21 protein-coding genes, 1 other RNA gene and 2 pseudogenes are annotated in these 22,032 nt (G+C 61.1%); 14 read left to right on the plus strand and 10 right to left on the minus strand.

What is annotated here, in order from left to right; genetic code table 11:
* The first annotated feature begins 247 nt into the window (after positions 1-247).
* Complete coding sequence (locus ACQKP4_RS11790; protein ID WP_427633269.1) at positions 248-862, plus strand: energy transducer TonB; 615 nt, start codon at positions 248-250, stop codon at positions 860-862.
* A 47-nt stretch (positions 863-909) separates the two neighbouring features.
* On the opposite strand, the gene ACQKP4_RS11795 is transcribed toward ACQKP4_RS11790, so the two are convergent.
* On the minus strand, positions 910-1,887 hold the full coding sequence (locus ACQKP4_RS11795; protein ID WP_427633271.1) for an NADPH:quinone oxidoreductase family protein: 978 nt from the start codon (positions 1,885-1,887) through the stop codon (positions 910-912).
* 150 nt (positions 1,888-2,037) lie between these two features.
* On the opposite strand from ACQKP4_RS11795, the gene ACQKP4_RS11800 reads away from it, so the two are divergent.
* A complete protein-coding gene (locus ACQKP4_RS11800; RefSeq protein WP_427633272.1) occupies positions 2,038-2,445 on the plus strand; it encodes a flagellar basal body-associated protein FliL in 408 nt (135 codons plus the stop codon).
* 114 nt (positions 2,446-2,559) lie between these two features.
* Here ACQKP4_RS11800 and ACQKP4_RS11805 read toward each other — a convergent pair whose 3' ends face one another.
* Positions 2,560-3,012: an EVE domain-containing protein gene (locus ACQKP4_RS11805; RefSeq protein ID WP_427633274.1), complete on the minus strand. Its 453-nt coding sequence runs from the start codon at positions 3,010-3,012 to the stop codon at positions 2,560-2,562.
* 195 nt (positions 3,013-3,207) lie between these two features.
* On the opposite strand from ACQKP4_RS11805, the gene ACQKP4_RS11810 reads away from it, so the two are divergent.
* Positions 3,208-3,360, plus strand: coding sequence for a hypothetical protein (locus tag ACQKP4_RS11810; RefSeq protein WP_204280829.1), 153 nt, complete (start codon positions 3,208-3,210; stop codon positions 3,358-3,360).
* A gap of 34 nt (positions 3,361-3,394) precedes the next feature.
* Here ACQKP4_RS11810 and ACQKP4_RS11815 read toward each other — a convergent pair whose 3' ends face one another.
* The 4 genes from ACQKP4_RS11815 to ACQKP4_RS11830 form a co-directional block, all read right to left on the minus strand.
* Positions 3,395-4,000: a 5-formyltetrahydrofolate cyclo-ligase gene (locus ACQKP4_RS11815; protein ID WP_427633276.1), complete on the minus strand. Its 606-nt coding sequence runs from the start codon at positions 3,998-4,000 to the stop codon at positions 3,395-3,397.
* 86 nt (positions 4,001-4,086) lie between these two features.
* Positions 4,087-4,265: non-coding RNA, 6S RNA (ssrS, locus tag ACQKP4_RS11820), on the minus strand.
* 30 nt (positions 4,266-4,295) lie between these two features.
* On the minus strand, positions 4,296-4,613 hold the full coding sequence (locus tag ACQKP4_RS11825; protein WP_007942435.1) for a cell division protein ZapA: 318 nt from the start codon (positions 4,611-4,613) through the stop codon (positions 4,296-4,298).
* On the minus strand, positions 4,610-4,819 hold the full coding sequence (locus ACQKP4_RS11830) for a TIGR02449 family protein (protein WP_003213954.1): 210 nt from the start codon (positions 4,817-4,819) through the stop codon (positions 4,610-4,612). The genes ACQKP4_RS11825 and ACQKP4_RS11830 overlap by 4 nt, the downstream gene beginning before the upstream one ends.
* A gap of 128 nt (positions 4,820-4,947) precedes the next feature.
* On the opposite strand from ACQKP4_RS11830, the gene ACQKP4_RS11835 reads away from it, so the two are divergent.
* The 9 genes and pseudogenes from ACQKP4_RS11835 to gcvH all read left to right on the plus strand — a co-directional run bounded on the left by ACQKP4_RS11835 (position 4,948) and on the right by gcvH (position 14,036).
* The gene (locus tag ACQKP4_RS11835; RefSeq protein WP_427633279.1) at positions 4,948-5,502 is read left to right on the plus strand and encodes a YecA family protein; all 555 of its coding nucleotides are present in this window, start codon (positions 4,948-4,950) and stop codon (positions 5,500-5,502) included.
* A gap of 27 nt (positions 5,503-5,529) precedes the next feature.
* On the plus strand, positions 5,530-6,864 hold the full coding sequence (pepP, locus tag ACQKP4_RS11840) for a Xaa-Pro aminopeptidase (RefSeq protein WP_427633281.1): 1,335 nt from the start codon (positions 5,530-5,532) through the stop codon (positions 6,862-6,864).
* Positions 6,861-8,048 (plus strand): 2-octaprenyl-6-methoxyphenyl hydroxylase, encoded by a 1,188-nt coding sequence (gene ubiH / locus ACQKP4_RS11845; protein WP_427633283.1) that lies wholly within the window; start codon positions 6,861-6,863, stop codon positions 8,046-8,048. The genes pepP and ubiH overlap by 4 nt, the downstream gene beginning before the upstream one ends.
* Positions 8,049-8,066: 18 nt before the next feature.
* Positions 8,067-8,198 (plus strand): annotated as a pseudogene (locus tag ACQKP4_RS11850) (tetrameric acyl-CoA thioesterase); the annotation flags it as partial.
* 9 nt (positions 8,199-8,207) lie between these two features.
* Entirely contained in the window at positions 8,208-9,425 is a 1,218-nt protein-coding gene (locus ACQKP4_RS11855) for a 2-octaprenyl-3-methyl-6-methoxy-1,4-benzoquinol hydroxylase (RefSeq protein WP_427633324.1), read from the plus strand.
* A gap of 222 nt (positions 9,426-9,647) precedes the next feature.
* Complete coding sequence (locus ACQKP4_RS11860; protein ID WP_427633284.1) at positions 9,648-10,649, plus strand: extracellular solute-binding protein; 1,002 nt, start codon at positions 9,648-9,650, stop codon at positions 10,647-10,649.
* A 97-nt stretch (positions 10,650-10,746) separates the two neighbouring features.
* Entirely contained in the window at positions 10,747-12,363 is a 1,617-nt protein-coding gene (locus ACQKP4_RS11865) for an ABC transporter permease (protein WP_427633286.1), read from the plus strand.
* A 156-nt stretch (positions 12,364-12,519) separates the two neighbouring features.
* Complete coding sequence (gene gcvT / locus ACQKP4_RS11870; protein ID WP_427633288.1) at positions 12,520-13,602, plus strand: glycine cleavage system aminomethyltransferase GcvT; 1,083 nt, start codon at positions 12,520-12,522, stop codon at positions 13,600-13,602.
* Positions 13,603-13,652: 50 nt separating this feature from the next.
* On the plus strand, positions 13,653-14,036 hold the full coding sequence (gene gcvH, locus ACQKP4_RS11875; RefSeq protein ID WP_427633290.1) for a glycine cleavage system protein GcvH: 384 nt from the start codon (positions 13,653-13,655) through the stop codon (positions 14,034-14,036).
* A 113-nt stretch (positions 14,037-14,149) separates the two neighbouring features.
* Here the strand turns inward: gcvH and ACQKP4_RS11880 are convergent, their stop codons facing one another.
* The gene (locus ACQKP4_RS11880; RefSeq protein WP_427633292.1) at positions 14,150-15,289 is read right to left on the minus strand and encodes a DegT/DnrJ/EryC1/StrS family aminotransferase; all 1,140 of its coding nucleotides are present in this window, start codon (positions 15,287-15,289) and stop codon (positions 14,150-14,152) included.
* A gap of 153 nt (positions 15,290-15,442) precedes the next feature.
* Between ACQKP4_RS11880 and gcvP the strand changes: the two genes are divergently transcribed.
* On the plus strand, positions 15,443-18,316 hold the full coding sequence (gcvP, locus tag ACQKP4_RS11885) for an aminomethyl-transferring glycine dehydrogenase (RefSeq protein WP_427633294.1): 2,874 nt from the start codon (positions 15,443-15,445) through the stop codon (positions 18,314-18,316).
* Between the two features lie 192 nt (positions 18,317-18,508).
* Here gcvP and ACQKP4_RS11890 read toward each other — a convergent pair whose 3' ends face one another.
* The 3 genes and pseudogenes from ACQKP4_RS11890 to ACQKP4_RS11900 form a co-directional block, all read right to left on the minus strand.
* Positions 18,509-18,826, minus strand: a complete 318-nt coding sequence (locus ACQKP4_RS11890; protein WP_427633296.1) for a DUF2388 domain-containing protein — start codon at positions 18,824-18,826, stop codon at positions 18,509-18,511.
* A gap of 98 nt (positions 18,827-18,924) precedes the next feature.
* Positions 18,925-20,709 (minus strand): annotated as a pseudogene (locus tag ACQKP4_RS11895) (GspE/PulE family protein).
* Between the two features lie 90 nt (positions 20,710-20,799).
* Complete coding sequence (locus tag ACQKP4_RS11900; RefSeq protein WP_427633297.1) at positions 20,800-21,138, minus strand: hypothetical protein; 339 nt, start codon at positions 21,136-21,138, stop codon at positions 20,800-20,802.
* A 126-nt stretch (positions 21,139-21,264) separates the two neighbouring features.
* Here ACQKP4_RS11900 and ACQKP4_RS11905 point away from each other — a divergent pair, with 126 nt between their 5' ends.
* Positions 21,265-21,729, plus strand: a complete 465-nt coding sequence (locus ACQKP4_RS11905) for an Lrp/AsnC family transcriptional regulator (protein WP_427633299.1) — start codon at positions 21,265-21,267, stop codon at positions 21,727-21,729.
* Positions 21,730-22,032 lie beyond the last annotated feature (303 nt).

Consider the following 22,032-nt stretch of genomic DNA (forward strand, 5'->3'; position numbering starts at 1 on the left):
GCAAAACAGCGGAAATGTGCGCGATTGCGTGTTCCTTTATGAACATGTCGTACAGATGTAAATGAAGGACGTTGTGGGAAACGTCCTGCGCTTCCCTGAATGACGCGTTTCGCTCCGAAGTAGGAGGGGGTTTTGGGAAATGTCCTGCGTTTTAATGGGACGTTGCGACGTTCTGTTTCAGGTCCGCGAGCCCTAACCTTTGTGCGGGATGCCAGGTCTGGCATTTCAGGGCGGAGGGGAAGGGATTATGCGCTGGCTGGTGTTGATATTTTTGTTGAGTGGATCTGTTGGTGTCTGGGCTGGGGGAGTGTTGTTGATCCCGGAAAACAATCCCAGGCCGATTTACCCCAGGGATCTGTTCAGGGCCGGGATTACCGGTGAGGTCAACGTGAGGTTAACCGTGCATGCCGATGGCTCGGTCGACGATGTGAGCATTCTGCAAAGTGACCATCCGGGTTTGGCCGAAGCGGCCCGGACGGCGGTGGCGCAGTGGCGCTTCAAGCCATGGACGGTCGGAGCCGACAAGCCTGCCAGGCAGGAGGTGACGGCCCCAATGGTTTTCAGACTGGACCGCAATACGCCCATTGACGCCAACCAATGGCTCAAGCGGTTGAGATGCCGTGATATCAATGAGGCGGTGGGCTACATTCCGGAATACGCCTGGGTTGATTCAGCGGTGTTTGGTTACACGCGGGCTTATCTGTCGAACGTGTTTCATGCGACCCAGTTGTCGAACGATCAACGTCTGGCATTAATTGCACAGCTCAACAAGCGAGTACCGAGAATCGTCAGGGAATGCCGTGCGAGTCCGGTGCGCAAGTACATGAGCTTGCTGCCGGAGGATATTAGAACGTTGATTTGACCCCGAACAAAAAAAGCGGCCTGGACACTCCAGACCGCTTCTTCGGCTCAGCGCATCTGAACCACGACCTTGCCAACAGCCTTGCGCTGTCCAAGATCATTGATCGCCTGCGCCGCATTGCTCAGCGGATAGACCTGCGACACCAGCGGCTTCAATTTGCCTTCGGCAAACCAGCCAAACAGCTGTTGAAAATTCGCCGCATTGTCCAGTGGCTGGCGCTGGGCAAACGAGCCCCAGAACACGCCGACCACCGCCGCGCCTTTGAGCAGCGCGAGGTTGACCGGGAACTCGGGAATGCGTCCGCTGGCAAAACCCACTACCAGCAGGCGGCCGTTCCAGGCGATGGCACGGACGGCCTGGTCGAACAGGTCACCGCCGACCGGGTCGTAGATCACATCGGCGCCCTGGCCGTCGGTCAGGCGTTTGATTTCATCCTTGAGGTTGGTTTCGCTGTAGTTGATCAGTTCGTCCGCGCCGGCAGCCTTGGCCACGGCGAGTTTTTCGGCGCTGCTGGCGGCGGCGATCACGCGGGCGCCCATGGCTTTGCCGATTTCCACGGCCGCGAGGCCGACACCGCCGGAAGCGCCCAGCACCAGCAAGGTTTCACCCGGTTGCAAGTTGGCGCGTTGCTTGAGCGCGTGCATCGAGGTGCCGTAGGTCATGCTGAAGGCGGCGGCGGTGTTGAAGTCCATCGACGGCGGAATCGGCAGCACGTTGTAGCCCGGCACGGCGACCTGTTCGGCGAAGCTGCCCCAGCCCGTCAGCGCCATGACCCGGTCACCGACCTTCAGGTGGCTGACCTTTTCGCCCACGGCACTGACCACGCCGGCCGCTTCGCCACCGGGCGAGAACGGGAAGGGCGGCTTGAACTGGTATTTGCCCTCGATGATCAGCGTGTCGGGGAAATTCACCCCGGCGGCGTGCACGTCCAGCAGGATTTCGTTCTTCTTCGCGACTGGACTGGCGACGTCTTCCAGCACCAGCGATTCGGCAGGGCCGAAGGCTTTGCACAGCACGGCTTTCATCAGGGCTATTCCTTTGGGAGTGATGGCCGATAAGTGTAGGTGTGTGAGTCGATGGGTCAACAAGCATGCCCGACCCTGATAGTCAGCCATAAGCTTGTGCTTGAGCGGCGGGTCGTTATGCTAGGCCGCAAACCGGATAAGGAGCGAATTGTGAAAGCGTGGATCATGTTGATGCTGGCCCTGTCTCTGCCTGTGGCAGCGATGGCCGAAGAAGCCAAAGAAGGTGAAGCTCCGAAGGTCAATTACATCACCCTGAGCCCGCCGTTCGTGGGCAATTATGGGCTGGACGGTACGCCGAAGCTCAAGGTCTACAAGGCCGACGTGGCGTTGCGCGTCACCGGTGACGACGCGACAAAAGCGGTGAAGGCCAACGAGCCATTGATCCGTAATCAGCTGGTGGCGCTGTTTGCCCAGCAGACCACCGAAACCATGAACAACGTTGAGGCCAAGGAAAAGCTGCGTCAGGAAGCCCTAAAGCAGACTCAGCAGGTAATGAACGACGAGACCGGCAAGCCGGTGGTTGAGGATCTGTTGTTCAACAACCTGATCATTCAGTAAGACATTTGTTGTGCGGGCGGGCCTCTTCGCGAGCAAGCCCGCCCCCACAGGGGAATGCATTCCAATGTGGGAGCGGGCTTGCTCGCGAAGACAATTTTGAATCCGCTGATGGGCTTAGGGCTTTAACGCGATCACCGCCGCCCATTGCTCTGCCGTCACGGGCATCACCGACAATCGCGATCCCTTCTGCACCAATGGCATTTCCGCCAACGCAGTCTGCTGCTTCAAATAATCCAGCTTCAGTACCTTCGCAAACGTCTCGACGTGGGCGACATCAATCGCGCTCCACGCGTTCTTTTCCGACGAAGCTTTTGGATCGTAGTAATGACTCTCCGGCTCCAACGCCGTCGGGTCCGGATACGCCGCCTCTATAATTTTTCCAATCCCGGCAATCCCCGGCTCCGGGCAGCTGGAGTGATAGAAGAAAAACTCGTCACCCACCGCCATCGCCCGCAAAAAATTGCGCGCCTGGTAGTTGCGAACGCCGTCCCAGCGCGCCTTGCCAAGCTTTTCCAGGCCTTTGATGGAGAGTTCGTCGGGCTCGGATTTCATCAGCCAATAGGCCATGGGTTTTGCTCCTTGCGAGGTGAGTGGGCAAGTTGTCGGGCAATTTTATGACAAACCGACGGTCGGTTGACGGCAGCGTTTGCGTGTCAGTTCACGTTGTCGCAAAATGCCGGCCTTCTAAGCTTGACGCTGCTGCACGGCCTACAACGGAAACCGCTGCTGTCATCGTGTTGATATGCCTTTGGGGGGCAATCGATGAAACGCAAACCGGATTTACTATGGATTTTGGTTATCTTGTTCGGTCTCGGCGTCGTGACCACTGGCTACGCCCAAAGCTTGTGGAGCAGCAAGACTGACGCGCCAATCGAAATCGCCCAGCAGCAACAGCCGTCAGCCTTCAAACGCTGAATCTGTGGTCGGACGCCGCTGAAAACAGTGGCGTCTAGTCCGCGAAATACCACGCCTTGTCTGTCACCGTTCCTTGCAACGGCACGTCCCAGCTCGCTTGAGCCAATCGTTCGACCTTCTGACATTCATGGGCCAGCCCCAGCAGCGTCGGCTTGCGCCAGGTTTTGCGGCGCGCCATGTACGCCAGGCTGCGGTCGTAGAAACCGCCGCCCATGCCCAAGCGCCCGCCGACATCGTCAAACCCGACCAATGGCAACAACACCAGGTCCAGCGCCCATACCTTGCGTTGGCGGGCAAGGTTGGGCCGCGGCTCGAGAATGCGAAAACGGTTGGGTTTGAGTTTTTCGCCGGGGCGAATTCGCTGGAACACCATTTTGGTCCGCGGCCAGGCGCTGAGCACCGGCAGATACGTCGCCTTGCCCCGACGTTGCGCAGCACGCAGCAACAGGCGCGGATCGATTTCACCGTCGGTCGGCAGATAAAGAGCAATGTGTTTTGCGCGGCGAAACAGCGGTTGCTGGGCCAATTGCTTGTACAGCCCGCGAGCGGCCTGGCGTTGCTGACGGGATGTCAGTGCGCGGCGGGCCTTGCGCAGCATGCGTCGAAGTTGCGGGCGGGGCAGCAGCGCAGGTTCGGTCATGGGTTCGGGCTTCGACAGGGCGGATACACAAAGCGTACCCGTAAAAAAGCCGATGCCGGCATTTAAACCGGCATCGGACTGGAATCAGGCTCCCCGGATGAACCGCTGCTGACTTAGCCCTTGAACCCGAAAGTTCAAGGTGGAAGATGCAGTAGGCTTTAAGGCTTTCCGTCTAGCGGACATGCACACCAGCCCAACGTGCAGCCTCCAGGGTAGTGCGAATCGGCTCAGGGACGTGGTCAACTGGCAAGCACCCCAGGGAGTGACGCGAGTATACCCCAAGCGGTCAGGCGAATCAGCCCTTGGTGACGTCCGGATCGGTAGCGAGTACCAGATCGACGCGATCCAGCAGGTCGCGAACCTGCTCGCGGGTCGAGCCGCTGGCCTGTACATCCGGGCGCTCTTCCTTGTGCAACAAGTCGTGTGTGATGTTCAGCGCGGCCATCACGGCAATGCGGTCGGCGCCAATGACTTTGCCGCTGCTGCGGATCTCGCGCATCTTGCCGTCCAGGTAACGGGCAGCGCTCACCAGGTTGCTGCGCTCTTCCTGCGGGCAGATGATCGAATATTCTTTGTCGAGGATCTGCACGGTGACGCTATTGCTTGAACTCATGAGTCTTGCTCCAGGGCCTTGAGGCGCGAAATCATCGATTCGACCTTACGCCGGGCGATTTCGTTTTTTTCAATGAGGTGAGCGCGTTCCTCGCGCCAGGTCTTTTCCTGAGCTAATAGGAGTCCGTTTTGACTCTTAAGTTGCTCGACTCGATTAATTAGCAATTCGAGTCTGGCCATCAGCGCTTGCAGGTCGGTGTCTTCCATTGTGTCCACTGGGCTCGTGTCTGATGGGAGGTAACGGGCGGACAGCCTTTAATAGTCTTGGCGAGTCTGTCGATGTAGGATACAAGGCCTTCATTCTAGACATAGCGCCGTCTGGCGCCTAGCTGCCCATGCCCATTCAGAATTCCCCGTACCAAGCCTTCGCCACCCTGCTGAGCACCAGCGGTCATCCTGTCTCGCCTGCCGAACTGCATGGCCTGCTGCTCGGTCGCAGCTGCGCCGGCGCCGGTTTCGATGCCGACAGCTGGCTGGCCGACGCCGCCGAGCTGCTTGAAGGCGAGCCGCAAGACAACGTCCGCAACGCCTTGATCGGCCTGCAAGAGATGGTCAAAGGCGAGCTGACCAGCGACGACATGACCGTCGTTCTGCTGCTGCCAACCGACGACGCGCCGCTGGCCGACCGTGCCATCGCACTCGGCCAATGGTGCCAGGGCTTCCTCGCCGGGTTCGGTCTGACCCGTCGCGAATACGCATTGAGCGAGGAGGCGACCGAAGTCCTGCAGGATCTGGCCGCCATTTCCCAGGTGCAAGACGCTCTGGAAGAGTCCGACGACGGCGAAAGCGACTACATGGAAGTCATGGAATACCTGCGCGTCGCACCGCTGCTGCTGTTCACCGAAACCAAGAAAACCGACGAAGCGGCCGCCAAACCGTCGTTGCATTAATCGCGAGCCAGGGAAAGCCATCTGCCCATGATTCATATCCCGAAATCGGAATACAGCCGTCGCCGCAAGGCCCTGATGGCGCAGATGGAACCCAACAGCATCGCGATTCTGCCCGCTGCCGCAGTCGCGATCCGCAACCGCGATGTCGAGCACGTTTACCGCCAGGACAGCGACTTCCAGTACCTCAGCGGTTTCCCCGAGCCACAAGCCGTCATCGTGTTGATGCCTGGCCGTGAGCACGGCGAATACCTGCTGTTCTGCCGTGAGCGCAATGCCGAGCGCGAGTTGTGGGACGGCCTGCGCGCCGGCCAGGAAGGCGCGATTCGCGACTTCGGTGCCGACGATGCGTTCCCGATCACCGACATCGACGACATCCTGCCGGGCCTGATCGAAGGTCGCGACCGGGTGTATTCGGCGATGGGCAGCAACCCCGAATTCGACCGCCACTTGATGGACTGGATCAACGTGATCCGCTCTAAAGCGCACCTTGGCGCCCAGCCGCCGAACGAATTCGTTGCGCTGGATCATCTGCTCCACGACATGCGCCTGTATAAATCGGCGGCAGAAGTGAAGGTGATGCGCGAAGCCGCGCGGATTTCCGCTCAGGCGCATATCCGCGCGATGCAGGCCAGCCGCGCCGGGCTGCACGAGTTCAGCCTTGAAGCCGAACTCGATTACGAGTTCCGCAAGGGCGGGGCGAAGATGCCGGCCTACGGTTCAATCGTCGCCGCCGGGCGCAACAGCTGCATCCTGCATTACCAGCAGAATGACGCGGTGCTCAAGGACGGTGATCTGGTGCTGATCGACGCCGGTTGCGAGATCGACTGCTACGCCAGCGACATCACCCGCACCTGGCCGGTCAACGGCAAATATTCACCCGAACAGAAAGCGATTTACGAATTGGTGCTGGCTTCGCAGGAAGCCGCATTCGCCGAAATCGCCCCGAACAAACACTGGAATCAGGCGCATGAGGCCACGGTCCGGGTGATCACCACCGGCCTGGTGAAACTGGGCCTGTTGCAGGGCAACGTCGACGACTTGATCGCCAGCGAAGCCTATAAAGCGTTTTACATGCACCGTGCCGGCCACTGGCTGGGCATGGATGTACACGACGTCGGCGAGTACAAGGTCGGCGGCGAATGGCGCGTGCTGGAAGTCGGCATGGCGCTGACCGTCGAGCCGGGCATCTACATCGCCCCGGACAACCAGAACGTAGCGAAGAAATGGCGCGGCATAGGCGTGCGCATCGAGGACGACGTAGTGGTCACCAAAACCGGCTGTGAAATCCTGACCCAAGGCGTGCCGAAAACGGTCGCCGAGATCGAGGCCTTGATGGCCGCCGCGCGGGCGCAGGCGGCATGAGTCGATTCAATCTGGCAATCATCGGTGGCGGTCTGGTTGGCGCCAGTCTGGCGTTGGCGTTGCAGGCCGGGGCCAAGGCCCGTGGCTGGAAAATCGTGCTGATCGAGCCGTTTGCTCCTGGCGATACGTATCAGCCGAGCTATGACGCGCGGTCTTCAGCGTTGTCCTACGGTGCGAAACAGATTTATCAACGGTTGGGCGTGTGGCAGGCAATCTCCCGCCGGGCCGAGCCGATCAAGCAGATTCATGTGTCCGACCGTGGCCGTTTCTCCACCGCGCGCTTGTCGGCGATGGAGGAGGGCGTACCGGCGCTGGGTTATGTGGTGGAAAACGCCTGGCTCGGCCAATGCCTCTGGCAAAGTCTGGACAAGGACGTGGTGACGTGGCGCTGCCCGGCGGAAGTAACGCGCATGGAGCCGCTGACCGATGGCTATCGCCTGACCCTCAACGATGAAACCACCCTGGAATGCGACCTCGCGGTGCTCGCCGATGGCGGCCGATCCGGCCTGCGCGAGCAACTGGGGATCGGCATCAAGAAGCGCCCGTACAACCAGAGCGCGCTGATCGCCAACATCACCCCCAGCGAAGCGCACAACGGCATGGCGTTCGAGCGCTTCACCGATGACGGCCCGATGGCGTTGTTGCCGCTGCCCGACAATCGCTGCGCGTTGGTCTGGACCCGTTTGGGCATGGACGCGCAACGGTTGGCGAACCTTGATGAAAAGAGCTTCCTCAGCGAATTGCAGGGCGTATTCGGTTACCGCCTCGGCACCTTGAAACAGGTCGGCGCGCGGCATTTGTACCCGCTGACGCTGATCGAAGCGGAAGAACAAGTGCGCCCGCACTTGGCGATACTCGGCAACGCCGCGCACAGCCTGCACCCGATTGCCGGCCAGGGTTTCAACCTGTCGCTGCGTGATGCGCAGGCCCTGGCCGATGCGCTGCTGGCGAGCGAGGCATCGCCCGGTGACTTCGCGACATTGCAGGCCTATCGCGAACGTCAGCGCATGGACCAGAACCTGACGGTCGGTTTCTCCGACCAGGTCACCCGCTTGTTCGGTAGCACCCAGCCGCTGGTGTCGCTGGGCCGCAACCTCGGCTTGCTCGGTCTGGACCTGCTGCCGCCGGCCAAGCGCTGGTTTGCGCGTCAGGCCATGGGGCTGGGTACGCGTCCCGATGCGTAAGTGGCTGTCGGATAGATTCGGCAAACCGCCGCTGGCGAAAAATACCTGCCGCGATTGCAGGTCGATATTCATGACGGTGCCGGCACCTTGGTGACGCGCGTCGAGCAAACCTTTTACGTGCGGCGCAAGCCGCCAGCGAGACAGGCTTAAAGCATGGAAATGCGCGCAGATCTGTTGATTGTCGGGGCCGGAATGGTCGGCAGCGCCCTGGCGCTGGCGTTGCAGGACAGCGGGCTCGATGTACTGCTGCTAGACGGCAGCCCGATGAGCGTCAAACCCTTTGACGGGCAGGCGCCGTTCGAGCCGCGAGTGAGCGCCTTGTCGGCGGCCAGCCAGCGGATTCTCGAACGCCTGGGCGTTTGGGACGGCATCGCCAGTCGACGCAGCAGTCCGTACACCGACATGCATGTCTGGGACGGCAGCGGCACCGGGCAGATCCATTTTTCGGCGGCCAGCGTGCATGCCGACGTGCTCGGGCACATCGTTGAAAATCGCGTGGTTCAAGACGCCTTGCTCGACCGTCTGCACGACTGCGACCTCGGAATGCTGGCCAATGCGCGCCTGGAGCAAATGCGTCGTTCGGGTGATGACTGGCTGCTGACCCTCGCCGATGGCCGCACCTTGCGTGCGCCGCTGGTGATCGCGGCGGACGGGGCCAACTCGGCGGTTCGGCGCCTGACCGGCGTGGCGACCCGCGAGTGGGATTATTTGCACCACGCCATCGTCACCAGCGTGCGCAGTTCCCAATCGCACCGAATGACCGCTTGGCAGCGTTTCACCGACAACGGTCCGCTGGCGTTTCTGCCACTGGCGCGCGACGGACAGCAGGATTGGTGTTCGATCGTCTGGTCGACCACGCCAAACGAAGCCGAAGGGCTGATGGCTCTGGACGACGATGACTTCTGCCGCGAATTGGAGCGCGCCTTCGAAGGCCGGCTCGGTACAGTGCTCGCCGCCGACCCGCGTCTGTGCGTGCCGCTACGTCAACGGCATGCCAAACGTTACGTCGCCGACGGCCTGGCGCTGATCGGCGATGCGGCGCACACCATTCACCCGTTGGCCGGGCAAGGCGTAAACCTGGGTTTCCTCGATGCCGCGGTGCTGGCCGAAGTGCTGCTGCAGGCGGTTGAACGGGGCGAGCGCTTGGCGGACGTCAAAGTGTTGAGCCGCTACGAGCGTCGGCGCATGCCGCACAACCTGGCGTTGATGGCGGCGATGGAAGGCTTCGAACGCTTGTTCCAGGCCGATCCGCTGCCGGTGCGCTGGTTGCGCAATGCCGGGTTGAAGATGGTCGAGCAGATGCCCGAGGCCAAGGCGTTGTTTGTGCGTGAGGCGCTGGGGTTGACCGGGGATCTGCCGGCGCTTGCCAAGATCTGAGATCGTGGTCGGGGCTGGTGGCCTCTTCGCGAGCAAGCCCGATCCCACAAAGTGCAATGTATTTCCCCTGTGGGAGCGGGCTTGCTCGCGAAGGCGTCAGTGAATTCAGCCCACGCTGCAAACCATGCAACATCTGGTAACTCCTCCGCGAACTGATCGATTGAGATGGTAAATGTGAGTCCTTATCATTTGGCCTCATTTTTCAATCGTGAGATCGCTCCCATGTTGCCGAAGCGTCTACTGACCGCACTCGCCCTGTCGCTGATTGGCACCACTGCCGCCCAGGCCGCTGACGAGGTGGTGGTTTACTCCTCGCGTATCGACGAGCTGATCAAACCGGTGTTCGACGCCTACACCGCGAAAACCGGCGTTCAGGTGAAATTCATTACCGACAAGGAAGCGCCGCTGATGCAGCGGATCAAGGCCGAAGGCGAGAATGCCACCGCCGACCTGCTGCTGACCGTCGATGCCGGCAACCTGTGGCAGGCCGAGCAGATGGGCATTCTGCAACCGTTCACCTCCAAGGTGATCGACGCCAACATCCCGCTGCAATACCGCTCCTCCGCCCATGCCTGGACCGGCCTCAGCCTGCGGGCGCGGACCATCGCCTATTCCACTGCCCGGGTGAAGCCGGGTGAATTGACCACTTACGAAGGTCTGGCCGACAAGAACTGGGAAGGTCGCCTGTGCCTGCGCACGGCGAAGAAGGTCTACAACCAGTCCCTGACCGCGACCATGATCGAAGTGCATGGCGCCACCCAGACCGAGAAGATTCTCAAGGGTTGGGTGAACAACCTGTCCACCGACGTGTTCTCCGACGACATCGCCGTGCTGGAAGCGATCAACGCCGGCCAGTGCGATGTCGGCATCGTCAACACCTACTACTACGGTCGCCTGCACAAGCAGAAGCCTGATCTGGCGGTGAAGCTGTTCTGGCCGAATCAGGGTGATCGTGGCGTGCACGTGAACCTGTCGGGCATCGGCCTGACCAAACATGCTCCGCACCCGGAAGCGGCCAAGGCGTTGGTCGAGTGGATGACCACGCCGGAAGCGCAAAAGATTTTCGCGGACGTGAACCAGGAATTCCCGGCGAACCCGGCGGTTCAACCGTCCGCTGAAGTGGCGAGTTGGGGCAAGTTTGTCGCGGACACCTTGCCGGTGGAAATTGCCGGCAAGCGTCAGGCCGAAGCGATTCGGATGATGGATCGCGCTGGCTGGAACTGACACCACTGCCTTTGTGGCGAGGGGGCATTCCGACAAGCCCCGTCGCCACCGTGAGTCGGCCTTATTTTTGCGTCGCTCCCACTTTTAGAGAACCCACTTGGCCCACCCCGCCCAACGCCGCTGGTATCCCCTGGTCTTCGCCATCGCTGCGCTGGTTCTGTTGCCTCTCAGCGTCCTGCTGCTCTCCTGGCAAACCATCGATCAGCAAATCTGGTCCCACCTCTGGGACACGCAGATGCCGCGCCTGCTGGGCAACACGCTGACGTTGGTCCTGGGCGTCGGCGTCGGCGTCACCGTGTTGGGCGTCAGCCTTGCGTGGCTCACCAGCCTCTGCGAGTTCCCGGGCCGACGCTGGCTGGATTGGGCGCTGATGCTGCCATTCGCGATTCCCGCGTATGTGCTGGCTTTCGTCTTCGTCGGCCTGCTGGATTTTGCCGGTCCCGTGCAAACCCTGTTGCGCGAATGGTTTGGCGTGGGCCTGCGACTGCCGCGAGTGCGCTCTACCGGTGGCGTCATTCTCGTTCTGGTGTTGGTGTTTTATCCGTACGTTTACCTGCTGGCGCGCACTGCGTTCCTCGCGCAGGGCAAAGGCCTGATGGAAGCGGCGCGGGTGCTGGGGCAATCGCCGTGGCAAGCGTTCTGGCGGGTTGCGTTGCCGATGGCGCGCCCGGCCATCGGCGCCGGCGTGGCGCTGGCGCTGATGGAAACCCTGGCGGATTTCGGCGCGGTGTCGGTGTTCAACTTCGACACCTTCACGACGGCCATCTACAAAACCTGGTACGGCTTTTTCAGCCTCTCGACCGCCGCGCAACTGGCCAGCCTGTTGCTGCTGGTGGTGATGGTCGTGCTGTATGGCGAGCGCCGTGCCCGTGGGGCCAACCGGGCGAGTAACGAACGGCCACGGGTCAAGGCGCTGTATCACCTGCGTGGCTTCAAGGCGTTGGCGGCCATGAGTTGGTGCGGGCTGGTGTTTGCCTGCGCGTTCGTCATTCCGATGCTGCAACTGGTGGTCTGGTTCTGGCAGCGCGGGCACTTCGATCTGGATGAGCGTTACACCGGGCTGATCATCCACACCTTGTACCTGGGCGCAATGGCGGCGCTGGTCACCGTGAGCGCCGCGCTGCTGCTGGCGTTTGCCCGGCGCCTGGCTCCCACTCGGGCGATCCGCTCCGGCGTCAGTCTGGCCAATCTCGGCTACGCCTTGCCGGGCTCGGTGCTGGCAGTGTCGATCATGCTGGCGTTCAGTTACCTGGATCGCGAACTGGTGATTCCGCTGTCGGGCTGGCTCGGCGGCGCCGGCAAGCCTTTGCTGCTGGGCAGCTTGTCGGCGTTGCTGCTGGCATATCTGGTGCGTTTTATCGCGGTGGCGTACGGGCCGCTGGAAAGCAGTCTGGCGCGAATACGGCCGTCTTTGCCCGAAGCGGCACGTAGCCTTGGTGTCAGTGGGCCGCGACTGTTTTTCAAAGTGTATCTACCGTTGCTGCTGCCCGGCACGTTGAGCGCCGCGTTGCTGGTGTTCGTCGATGTCCTCAAGGAAATGCCCGCGACCCTGCTGATGCGCCCGTTTGGCTGGGACACGTTGGCCGTGCGCATCTTCGAGATGACCAGCGAGGGCGAGTGGGCGCGGGCGTCATTACCGGCGCTGACGCTGGTTTTGGTCGGGCTGTTACCGGTCATCGGATTGATCCGACGTTCGGCGCATCGAAACGCCTAGGTGCCAGTCCTACACCTTGAGGCTACAATGCGCGGCATTCGGTGCGGTCCGTCCTACGGACCTGGTAGCTGAAATCGGCTGAGAGCCTTCTATTACAGGGCTTTCACCCCGTGCAGCACCGGCCCGCACCTTCGCCACGCCCGGAAGGAGAAACCCATGGGACAGCGTACGCCTCTGTATGACCTTCATCTCGCACTCGGCGCGAAGATGGTCGATTTTGGCGGTTGGGATATGCCATTGCACTACGGCTCGCAGGTCGAGGAACACCACCAGGTGCGTCGCGATTGCGGGGTTTTCGATGTATCCCACATGACGGTGATCGATGTCAGTGGCCGTCAGGCCAAGGACTGGCTCCAGCATTTGCTGGCCAATGACGTCGCACGCCTGCACAGCTCCGGCCGGGCGTTGTACAGCACCATGCTCAACGAGCGCGGCGGCATCGTCGACGACATGATCGTTTACCGCCTCGACGATGGTTATCGCCTGGTGGTCAACGCCTCCACCCGCGACCAGGACCTGGCGTGGATGCACGCGCATCTCGATGGCTTCGACGTGCAACTCGATGAGCGCTCGGAAATGGCGATGCTGGCCATCCAAGGTCCGCACGCGCGGCACAAGATCTCCGAGCTGGTGACCCAGTCTCGCGGCAACCTGATCCAGATGCTCAAACCGTTCGAAGGCCAGGCCGATGGCGACTGGTTTATCGCGCGCACCGGTTACACCGGCGAAGACGGTCTGGAAATTATTCTGCCGGCCAATCAGGCGCCGGGTTTTTTCAACGATCTGGTGGGCGCCGGCATCTCGCCCATCGGCCTCGGCGCGCGCGATACCCTGCGGGTTGAAGCCGGCATGAACCTGTACGGTCAGGACATCAATCAAGACGTTTCGCCCCTGGCTTCGAACATGGCCTGGAGCATTGCCTGGGAACCGGCCACTCGCCAGTTCATCGGCCGCAGCGCTCTGGAAGCCGAACGGGCGGGTGGCTGTCAGCACAAACTGGTGGGGCTGGTCCTTGAGGAACGCGGGGTTTTGCGCGCTCATCAAGTGGTCCGCATCGCCAATGTTGGCGAAGGAGAGATCACCAGTGGTAGTTTCTCTCCTACGCTTAGCAAGTCGATTGCACTGGCGCGCGTGCCGATGGCGACTGCCGACCGCGCCGAAGTGGAAATCCGTGGCAAGTGGTACCCGGTCCGAGTGGTCAAACCGAACTTCGTACGCCACGGCAAAACCTTGATTTAACCTTTCCTGGCGGGCAACGACCGCTGACAATTTTCTTGAGGACACAGAATATGAGCGATATCCCTGCCGACCTGCGTTTTGCCAAAAGTCACGAATGGGCCCGTCTGGAAGCCGATGGCACCGTCACCGTAGGCATCAGCGATCACGCTCAGGAAGCGTTGGGCGATGTGGTGTTCGTTGAGCTGACTGAAATCGGCAAGGAATTCGCTGCCGAAGATCCGGCCGGTGTCGTGGAGTCGGTTAAAGCGGCTTCCGATATCTACTCCCCGATTGCCGGTGAAGTGATTGCGGTCAACGAAGAGCTGAGCGGTTCGCCTGAACTGCTGAACAGCGAGCCGTACAACGCGTGGATCTTCAAGCTCAAGCCAAGCAACCCGGCTGATCTGGAAGAACTGCTCGACGCGGCCGCCTACAAAGCCGCCATCGGCGAATAATCTTCGCCCTGCACATAATCGGTGGGAGCGGGCTTGCTCGCGAAAGCGCTGTGTCAGTCAACGTTTATAGCGACTGACACACCCTCTTCGCGAGCAAGCCCGCTCCCACAGGTTTACGGCTTCAGTACAGCTTTGACCGCTGCCACCGACCGCTCGACATCCGCTTTGGTCATCGCCGTAAACATCGGCAACGAAACAATCAGCCGACCGACCCGTTCTGCCACCGTAAACATGCCTTCCTTGAAACCGCGCTCGCGGTAAAGACTCAACAAATGAATCGGCGGGTAGTGATAGCCGATGCCGATGCCCAACGCCTGCATCTGCTCCATGAAGGTGGCCCGCGCTGGCTTGCCGTCCAGACGTTCCGGCAGCACCAGCTGAAACAAGTGCCAGTTGCTGTTTTCGAAATCCGCCGGCGGCAGCTGAGCGCCGAATTGCGCTTCGAAATCGGCGCCGAAACAGGCGAAATAGTGCCGCGCCAGTTCACGACGATGAGCGGTGATCGCTTCGATGTGGGCAAATTGCCCCAGGCCGATGGCCGCCGCGACATCGGTCATGTTGAATTTGCCGCCCAGGACATCCACGTCCAGCCCATCGAAACCGTTGCGGGTGACACCCTGCAAACGGTACTTCTCTGCTAGGCGCACCTCTTCCGGGGTGTTCAGCACCAGGCAGCCGCCCTCCGCAGCGGTGACGTTCTTGTTGGCCTGAAAACTGAACGACACGAAGTCGCCGGTGGCGCCGATGCGTTGGCCATTCCAGCTCGAACCCAAGGCTTGCGCAGCGTCTTCGACAATCCGCAGACCGTGTTTTTTGGCGATCGCATACAGCCGGGTCATGTCCACCGGCAAACCGGCGAGGTACACCGGAATGATCGCCCTGGTGCGCGGGGTAATGGCCGCTTCCAGTCGATCCAGGTCGATATTGCGAGTGACCGGGTCGATGTCGGCAAACACCGGTGTGGCGCCCACTTCCAGAATGACGTTAGCGGTGGCTACCCAGGAAATGGGCGTGGTGATGACTTCATCGCCGGGGCCGATCCCGGCAATCCGCAAGGCGATTTCCATGGTGCAGGTGCCGGAATTGAACGTGCGCACCGCGCGCCCGCCAAAAAAGGCCGAGAGTTGCGCTTCAAAGTCCTGGACCTTGGGGCCGCTGGTAATCCAGCCCGAGCGCAGCACATCACCCACGGCTGCAATGGTGGCTTCATCGATGGTGGGTTTGGAGAACGGCAGGAAAGGCAGTTGGCTCATAAAGGCAGACACCCGGTCAGCGGACGGTAGTGAACGTCGAGCATGATGCTCCAGAGGCGCAAACGGTGCCACGTCATCCGCACGGATATCGACTGCTATGCTGCTTTGACCGTGTTGCATCGACGCCGAGCGCCAGTCCAGAGAGAGCCCGTCATGTCCCAGTTGCCGTCCTTGAGCCAGTTACGCGACCCCAATGCCTTCCTCCGTCGCCACCTCGGTCCCGATGCCACCGAGCAGCAGGCGATGCTCGACAGCCTCGGTCTCGGCAGCCGGGTCGAGCTGATCGAGCAGACGGTGCCACCGGGAATCCGCCTGAATCGCGAGCTCGATTTACCCCCGGCGCTCGACGAACAAGCGGCGCTGGCCAAGCTGCGGGGCTACGCCGAACAGAATCAGGTCTGGACCAGCCTGATCGGCATGGGCTACCACGGCACGCTCACGCCGACCGTCATTTTGCGCAACGTGTTGGAAAATCCCGGTTGGTACACCGCTTACACGCCTTACCAGCCCGAGATCGCCCAGGGCCGGCTCGAAGCGCTGCTGAACTTCCAGCAATTGACCATCGACCTCACCGGCCTCGAACTGTCCAACGCCTCGCTGCTCGACGAAGCCACCGCGGCGGCGGAAGCCATGGCGCTGGCCAAACGGGTTGCCAAGTCCAAAAGCAATCTGTTCTTCGTCGATAAAAACTGCCATCCGCAAACCATTTCCGTGGTGCAGACCCGGGCCGAAGGGTTTGGCTTCGAGTTGATCATCGACACCGTGGATAACCTGAAGCAGCACCAGGTGTTCGGCGCGCTGCTGCAATATCCCGACACCCACGGCGAGATACGCGATTTGCGCCCGCTGATCGATCATCTGCATGCGCAGCAAGCGCTGGCGTGCGTCGCGGCCGATCTGCTGAGCCTGTTGCTGCTGACCCCACCGGGAGAGCTTGGCGCCGACGTGGTGTTCGGCTCTTCGCAACGTTTTGGCGTGCCGATGGGTTACGGCGGACCGCACGCGGCGTTTTTTGCCAGCCGCGACGAATACAAACGGGCGATTCCGGGGCGGATCATCGGTGTCTCGAAAGATGCGCGGGGCAACACCGCACTGCGCATGGCCCTGCAAACCCGCGAGCAACACATTCGCCGGGAGAAGGCCAATTCGAACATCTGCACGGCGCAGGTCCTGCTGGCCAACATCGCCAGTTGCTACGCGGTCTATCACGGGCCGGAAGGCCTCAAGCGCATCGCCCAGCGTGTTCACCGGCTCACCTGCATCCTCGCCGCCGGCCTGGAACGCCACGGGATCACGCGCCTCAACCAGCATTTCTTCGACACCCTGACGCTTGAGGTCGGCGGCACGCAAACCGCAATCATCGAAAGTGCTCAGGCCGCGCAGATCAACCTGCGGATCCTGGGGCGTGGGCAACTGGGGCTCAGCCTCGACGAAACGTCTGACGAAACCACGGTGGCCAAGCTGTTCGATGTATTCCTCGGTGCCGATCACGGGTTGAACGTCGACGAACTGGACGGCGAAACCCTGGCATCCGGTATTCCCACGGCGTTGCTGCGCACCTCGCCTTATTTGCGTCACCCGGTGTTCAGCGCCCACCACAGCGAAACCGAGATGCTGCGCTACCTCAAGCAACTGGAGAACAAAGACCTGGCGCTCAACCAGTCAATGATTCCGCTGGGCTCCTGCACCATGAAGCTCAACGCCACCAGCGAGATGATTCCCATCACCTGGCCGCAGTTCGCGAATATGCACCCGTTTGTGCCGAAGGAGCAGGCAGTCGGGTATTCGCTGATGATCGAAGAACTGGAGCGCTGGCTCTGCGCGATCACCGGGTTCGATGCAATTTGCATGCAACCCAACTCCGGCGCCCAAGGCGAGTACGCCGGATTGCTGGCGATCCGCAAATACCACGAGAGCCGCCATCAAGGTGCGCGGGATATTTGCCTGATCCCGTCTTCGGCCCACGGCACCAACCCGGCGTCGGCGCAGATGGCCGGCATGCGCGTGGTGATCGTCGAGTGCGACGAGGCGGGCAACGTTGATCTGGGTGACCTGAAAGACAAAGCCGCCGACGCGGGTGACAAACTCGCCTGCCTGATGGCGACCTATCCTTCGACTCACGGGGTGTACGAGGAAGGTATCAGCGAAATCTGTGAAGTTATCCACAGGCACGGCGGCCAGGTGTACATGGACGGCGCCAATCTCAACGCGCAGGTCGGATTGGCGCGGCCGGCCGACATCGGCGCGGACGTGTCGCACATGAACCTGCACAAAACGTTCTGCATTCCGCATGGCGGCGGCGGGCCGGGCATGGGGCCGATTGGTGTGCGCGCGCATTTGGCGCCGTTCGTGGCCAATCACCCGGTGGTGCCGCTTGACGGGCCGTTAGCGCAGAACGGCGCGGTGAGTGCTGCGCCGTGGGGCAGCGCGAGCATTTTGCCGATCAGCTGGATGTACATCGCGATGATGGGGCCGCAATTGGCCGACGCCAGCGAAGTGGCAATCCTCGCCGCGAATTACCTGGCGAAGCATTTGTCCGGGGCGTTTCCCGTGCTCTACACCGGACGCAACGACCGCGTGGCGCACGAATGCATTCTTGATTTGCGACCGCTCAAAGCACTGACGGGGATCAGTGAAGAGGACGTCGCCAAACGCCTGATGGATTACGGCTTCCATGCGCCGACCATGTCGTTCCCGGTGCCGGGGACGTTGATGGTCGAACCGACCGAGAGCGAATCGAAAGCCGAACTGGACCGGTTTATCGGCGCGATGCTGAGCATCCGCGCCGAAATCACCGAGGTGCAGAACGGCACCTGGCCGGCCGAAGACAACCCGCTCAAGCGTGCGCCGCATACCCTGGCGGACATCACCGGGGTGTGGGAACGGCCTTACAGCATCGAGCAAGCGGTGACGCCGGATGCGCACACCAAGGCGCACAAGTATTGGCCGGTGGTGAATCGGGTGGACAACGTTTACGGCGACCGAAATCTGTTCTGCGCCTGCGTGCCGGTTGACGATTACCGTTGAGATTGCGCAGTACACATCACCCCTGTGGGAGCGAGCTTGCTCGCGATAACGCTGGGTCAGTCGAAATCATCGGTGGCTGATACGCCGCTATCGTCGGAACGCCACCCGGAGCAAGCTCGCTCCCACACTGGATCTCGACCCACCATAAAAAATGCCGCTCAACTGAGCGGCATTTTTGTTCGACTGGAAGACTTACTCCGACGCCACGGCGTTCTTCGCCAGGATCGCGTTCGCCAGTTCCATGTCGGTCGCTTGCAGGCCGGGATTGTCGGTGCGGACTTTCATCATCGCGGCTTCCAGGTACGGGCCACGAATACCACCGTCGCTGGCGACGAAGCTGCCAGCGTCATCCTGGGCGGCGATGATCAACTTGTTATCCTTGAAGGTCAGGTAGGTCGAACCGGTGGTCGCACCGGACGAAATGACGTTACGCCAAAAACCATCGGCCATCGCTGAACCGACTGGAAGGGACAACAAGGCGATCGTAGCGACAGCTAATCTGAGACGCATGATGGGTGACTCCACTGAGTGATCTACCGGGTTTGATTGCCATATCCCCAGCCGAGTTCCATCAGCGCTCATTCCGCCGGTTCTGGCAGCCAGAGGGGTTATTTCTGTTCACTCTGCGGCGTCACCCGTAGCACCTCCTCGATCGTCGTCAGTCCCGCCGCGACTTTCTGCGCCCCCGACAGTCGCAAACTGCGCATGCCTTCCTTGAACGCCTGACGCCGGACCGCCAGCAAGTCGGTGTCCGGGTTGATCAGCGCCTTGACGCCGTCAGTCAGTTGCATGATTTCGTACACCCCGGCGCGGCCGCGATAGCCGGTGTCGCGGCATTCCAGGCAGCCGATGGCGCGTTGCGCGTTACTCGGCAGCGGCGCTTGCCAGGGGCGTGTCAGGGTTTGCCAGTCTTCTTCGCCGAGGGTCAGCGGTGCCTTGCAGTGCGGGCACAAGGTGCGCACCAGGCGCTGGGCCATGACGCCGAGCACCGTGGCTTTGATCAGGTAATGCGGCACGCCGAGTTCCAGCAGGCGGCTGATGGCGCTGGGCGCGTCGTTGGTGTGCAGCGTTGACAGCACCAGGTGACCGGTGAGCGCTGCCTGGATCGCCATTTCTGCGGTTTCGAGGTCGCGGATCTCGCCGATCATGATGATGTCCGGGTCTTGCCGCATCAGGGCGCGCACGCCGGCGGCAAAGGTCAGGTCGATGTTGTGCTGGACCTGCATCTGATTGAAGGCCGGCTCGACCATTTCAATCGGGTCTTCGATGGTGCAGAGGTTGACCTCCGGCGTCGCGAGTTTTTTCAGCGTGGTGTAGAGCTAGGTGGTCTTGCCCGAACCGGTCGGGCCGGTCACCAGGATGATGCCGTTGGGCTGGCTCGTCATGTCTTGCCAGCGCCGCAGGTCTTCGGCGGAGAAACCCAACTGGTCGAAATCCTTGAGCAGCACTTCCGGGTCGAAGATCCGCATGACCATTTTTTCGCCGAACGCCGTGGGCAATGTCGACAGCCGCAGCTCGACTTCACCGCCGTCCGGGGTTTTGGTTTTCACCCGGCCGTCCTGGGGTTTGCGCTTTTCCGCGACGTTCATCCGCCCGAGGCTTTTCAAGCGGCTGACGATGGCCATGGTCACTTGCGGCGGGAATTGATAGACGTTGTGCAGCACGCCGTCGATCCGAAAGCGCACCGTGCCTTGCTCGCGCCGGGGCTCGATGTGGATATCGCTGGCGCGCTGCTGGAAGGCGTACTGGAACAACCAGTCGACGATGTTGACGATGTGCGCGTCGTTGGCGTCCGGCTCCTGGTCGCTGGCGCCGAGGTTGAGCAACTGTTCGAAGTTGCCCATGTGGCTGGTCTGCTGATCGGCGCTGGTCGCGCCGGTGACCGATTTGGCCAGGCGAAAAAACTCGACGCTGAAGCGCTGGATGTCGACCGGGTTGGCCACCACCCGTTTGATCGGCAGCTTCAAGACGTGGGTCAGGTCGGCTTCCCAGCCGTTGACGTAAGGTTGGGCGCTGGCCACGGTCACCGCGTCACGATCGATGGACACCGCAAGAATCTTGTGGCGCTGGGCGAAGGCGTACGACATCAGTGGCGTAACGGCCGCGACGTTGATCTTCAGCGGGTCGATGCGCAAGTAAGGCTGGCCGGCCTGTTGCGACAGCCACAGGGTCAGGCTTTCCAGGTCCAGGTGTTTACCCGCACGGCTGAGGTCGTCGAGGTGTTGGCTGGCAATGAATTCCAACGGGTGCAATTGGCCATTGGCGGCGTGGCGGCGGCGGGCATTCAGCGCGTGCTCGGCGGAGTCCTGGCTGATAAAGCCTTGGGCGACCAATTCACGCAGCAAATCATTGAGATCCAGCCAGCGGTCCTGAATGGCAAGTTGAACGGACATGCGGGCTCCTCATGAACAACGGTTCGCAAAGGATAGTCGCGGACCCGCCAACCGTTGGGCCACTACCCGACGAAGCCGTGTCGGGGTTTTTCAGCCTGCCGCTTGAGTGGGTTCAATCCACGCGGAATCAGCGGCTTGCAGGTCGACCGAGCAGACGCTGATCAGGTTACGCAATTTTTCAGCGATCACTTGGGCGCGGTGCCAGCTGAGACCGTCGATGACGACGTCGATCGCCAGCACATCGTCGCTGCGCTGCACGTTGAGCTGCTGCGGCGTCAGGCATTGCAACGCAAAAAGGTTCATTGCCCGGCACAACAGATCCGGTTCGGCCTCGGCCAGCATTTGATAGTGGACGCGGCAGTGCGCGTGGTTGGCGTTCCAGACATCGGCACGCGTGGGCGGGGTGTTGACGGCTTCGAGGTGCGGCATGGTCAGTCTCCAGATTGGCTGGAGAAATTTTTACATTCGGCGCCGGGCATTTCTTATCTATGATTGGCGCAGTCGGCGATTTATCGAATAGTTCAATTCAATAAAACATGGATTAGAGGTTTTTCTATGCATAGCGAGCTGGATGGCTACGACCGCAAGATTCTGGCGTTGCTGCAAGAGGACGCTTCGCTCTCCAGTGCGCAAATAGCCGAACAGGTGGGGCTGTCGCAGTCGCCGTGCTGGCGGCGGATTCAACGGATGAAGGAGGAGGGGATCATTCGGGGGCAGGTGACGCTGCTGGATCGCAAGAAGATCGGGCTGAACACGCAGATTTTTGCCGAGATCAAACTCAACGCGCATGGGCGTTCGAACTTCACGGAGTTCACCGAGGCGATTCGCGGCTTTCCCCAAGTGCTGGAGTGTTATGTGCTGATGGGCTCGGTGGACTTTTTGCTGCGCATTGTCACGGCAGACATCGAGGCGTATGAGCGGTTTTTCTTTGAGAAGCTGTCGATGGTGCCGGGGATTCAGGAGGTGAACTCGATTGTGGCGTTGTCGGAAATCAAGTCGACGACGAGTTTGCCAGTGTAGCGCTGGCAGGGTGATTTTGTGGTGTTGGGGGTTGCTGTGGCTGGGGGGCGTTTGTGGTGAGTGGGGTTGCTGTGGCTGAGGGGCTTTGGTGGTGAGAAGGCTTGCTGTGGCTGCTGGGGGGCTTTTGTGGTGAGTGGGGTTGCTGTGGCTGAGGGGCTTTTGTGGTGAGAAGGCTTGCTGTGGCTGGGGGCTTTTGTAGTAAGGGGGCTTGCTGTGGCTGGGGGGCTTTTGTGGTGAGTGGGGTTGCTGTGGCTGGAGGGCTTTTGTGGTGAGTGGGGTTGCTGTGGCTGAGGGGCTTTTGTG

The sequence above is a fragment of the Pseudomonas sp. NPDC086278 genome (assembly GCF_050280905.1).
Classification (GTDB): domain Bacteria; phylum Pseudomonadota; class Gammaproteobacteria; order Pseudomonadales; family Pseudomonadaceae; genus Aquipseudomonas.

Excerpts from the sequence above, each read along its gene's own strand:
- ACQKP4_RS11790 (WP_427633269.1), top strand. The coding sequence starts at position 248 with ATGCGCTGGCTGGTGTTGATATTTTTGTTGAGTGGATCTGTTGGTGTC.
- ACQKP4_RS11795 (WP_427633271.1), bottom strand. The coding sequence starts at position 1,887 with ATGAAAGCCGTGCTGTGCAAAGCCTTCGGCCCTGCCGAATCGCTGGTG.
- ACQKP4_RS11805 (WP_427633274.1), bottom strand. The coding sequence starts at position 3,012 with ATGGCCTATTGGCTGATGAAATCCGAGCCCGACGAACTCTCCATCAAA.
- ACQKP4_RS11810 (WP_204280829.1), top strand. The coding sequence starts at position 3,208 with ATGAAACGCAAACCGGATTTACTATGGATTTTGGTTATCTTGTTCGGT.
- ACQKP4_RS11815 (WP_427633276.1), bottom strand. The coding sequence starts at position 4,000 with ATGACCGAACCTGCGCTGCTGCCCCGCCCGCAACTTCGACGCATGCTG.
- ACQKP4_RS11825 (WP_007942435.1), bottom strand. The coding sequence starts at position 4,613 with ATGAGTTCAAGCAATAGCGTCACCGTGCAGATCCTCGACAAAGAATAT.
- ACQKP4_RS11830 (WP_003213954.1), bottom strand. The coding sequence starts at position 4,819 with ATGGAAGACACCGACCTGCAAGCGCTGATGGCCAGACTCGAATTGCTA.
- ACQKP4_RS11835 (WP_427633279.1), top strand. The coding sequence starts at position 4,948 with ATGCCCATTCAGAATTCCCCGTACCAAGCCTTCGCCACCCTGCTGAGC.
- pepP (WP_427633281.1), top strand. The coding sequence starts at position 5,530 with ATGATTCATATCCCGAAATCGGAATACAGCCGTCGCCGCAAGGCCCTG.
- ubiH (WP_427633283.1), top strand. The coding sequence starts at position 6,861 with ATGAGTCGATTCAATCTGGCAATCATCGGTGGCGGTCTGGTTGGCGCC.
- ACQKP4_RS11855 (WP_427633324.1), top strand. The coding sequence starts at position 8,208 with ATGCGCGCAGATCTGTTGATTGTCGGGGCCGGAATGGTCGGCAGCGCC.
- ACQKP4_RS11860 (WP_427633284.1), top strand. The coding sequence starts at position 9,648 with ATGTTGCCGAAGCGTCTACTGACCGCACTCGCCCTGTCGCTGATTGGC.
- gcvT (WP_427633288.1), top strand. The coding sequence starts at position 12,520 with ATGGGACAGCGTACGCCTCTGTATGACCTTCATCTCGCACTCGGCGCG.
- gcvH (WP_427633290.1), top strand. The coding sequence starts at position 13,653 with ATGAGCGATATCCCTGCCGACCTGCGTTTTGCCAAAAGTCACGAATGG.
- ACQKP4_RS11880 (WP_427633292.1), bottom strand. The coding sequence starts at position 15,289 with ATGAGCCAACTGCCTTTCCTGCCGTTCTCCAAACCCACCATCGATGAA.
- gcvP (WP_427633294.1), top strand. The coding sequence starts at position 15,443 with ATGTCCCAGTTGCCGTCCTTGAGCCAGTTACGCGACCCCAATGCCTTC.
- ACQKP4_RS11890 (WP_427633296.1), bottom strand. The coding sequence starts at position 18,826 with ATGCGTCTCAGATTAGCTGTCGCTACGATCGCCTTGTTGTCCCTTCCA.
- ACQKP4_RS11900 (WP_427633297.1), bottom strand. The coding sequence starts at position 21,138 with ATGCCGCACCTCGAAGCCGTCAACACCCCGCCCACGCGTGCCGATGTC.
- ACQKP4_RS11905 (WP_427633299.1), top strand. The coding sequence starts at position 21,265 with ATGCATAGCGAGCTGGATGGCTACGACCGCAAGATTCTGGCGTTGCTG.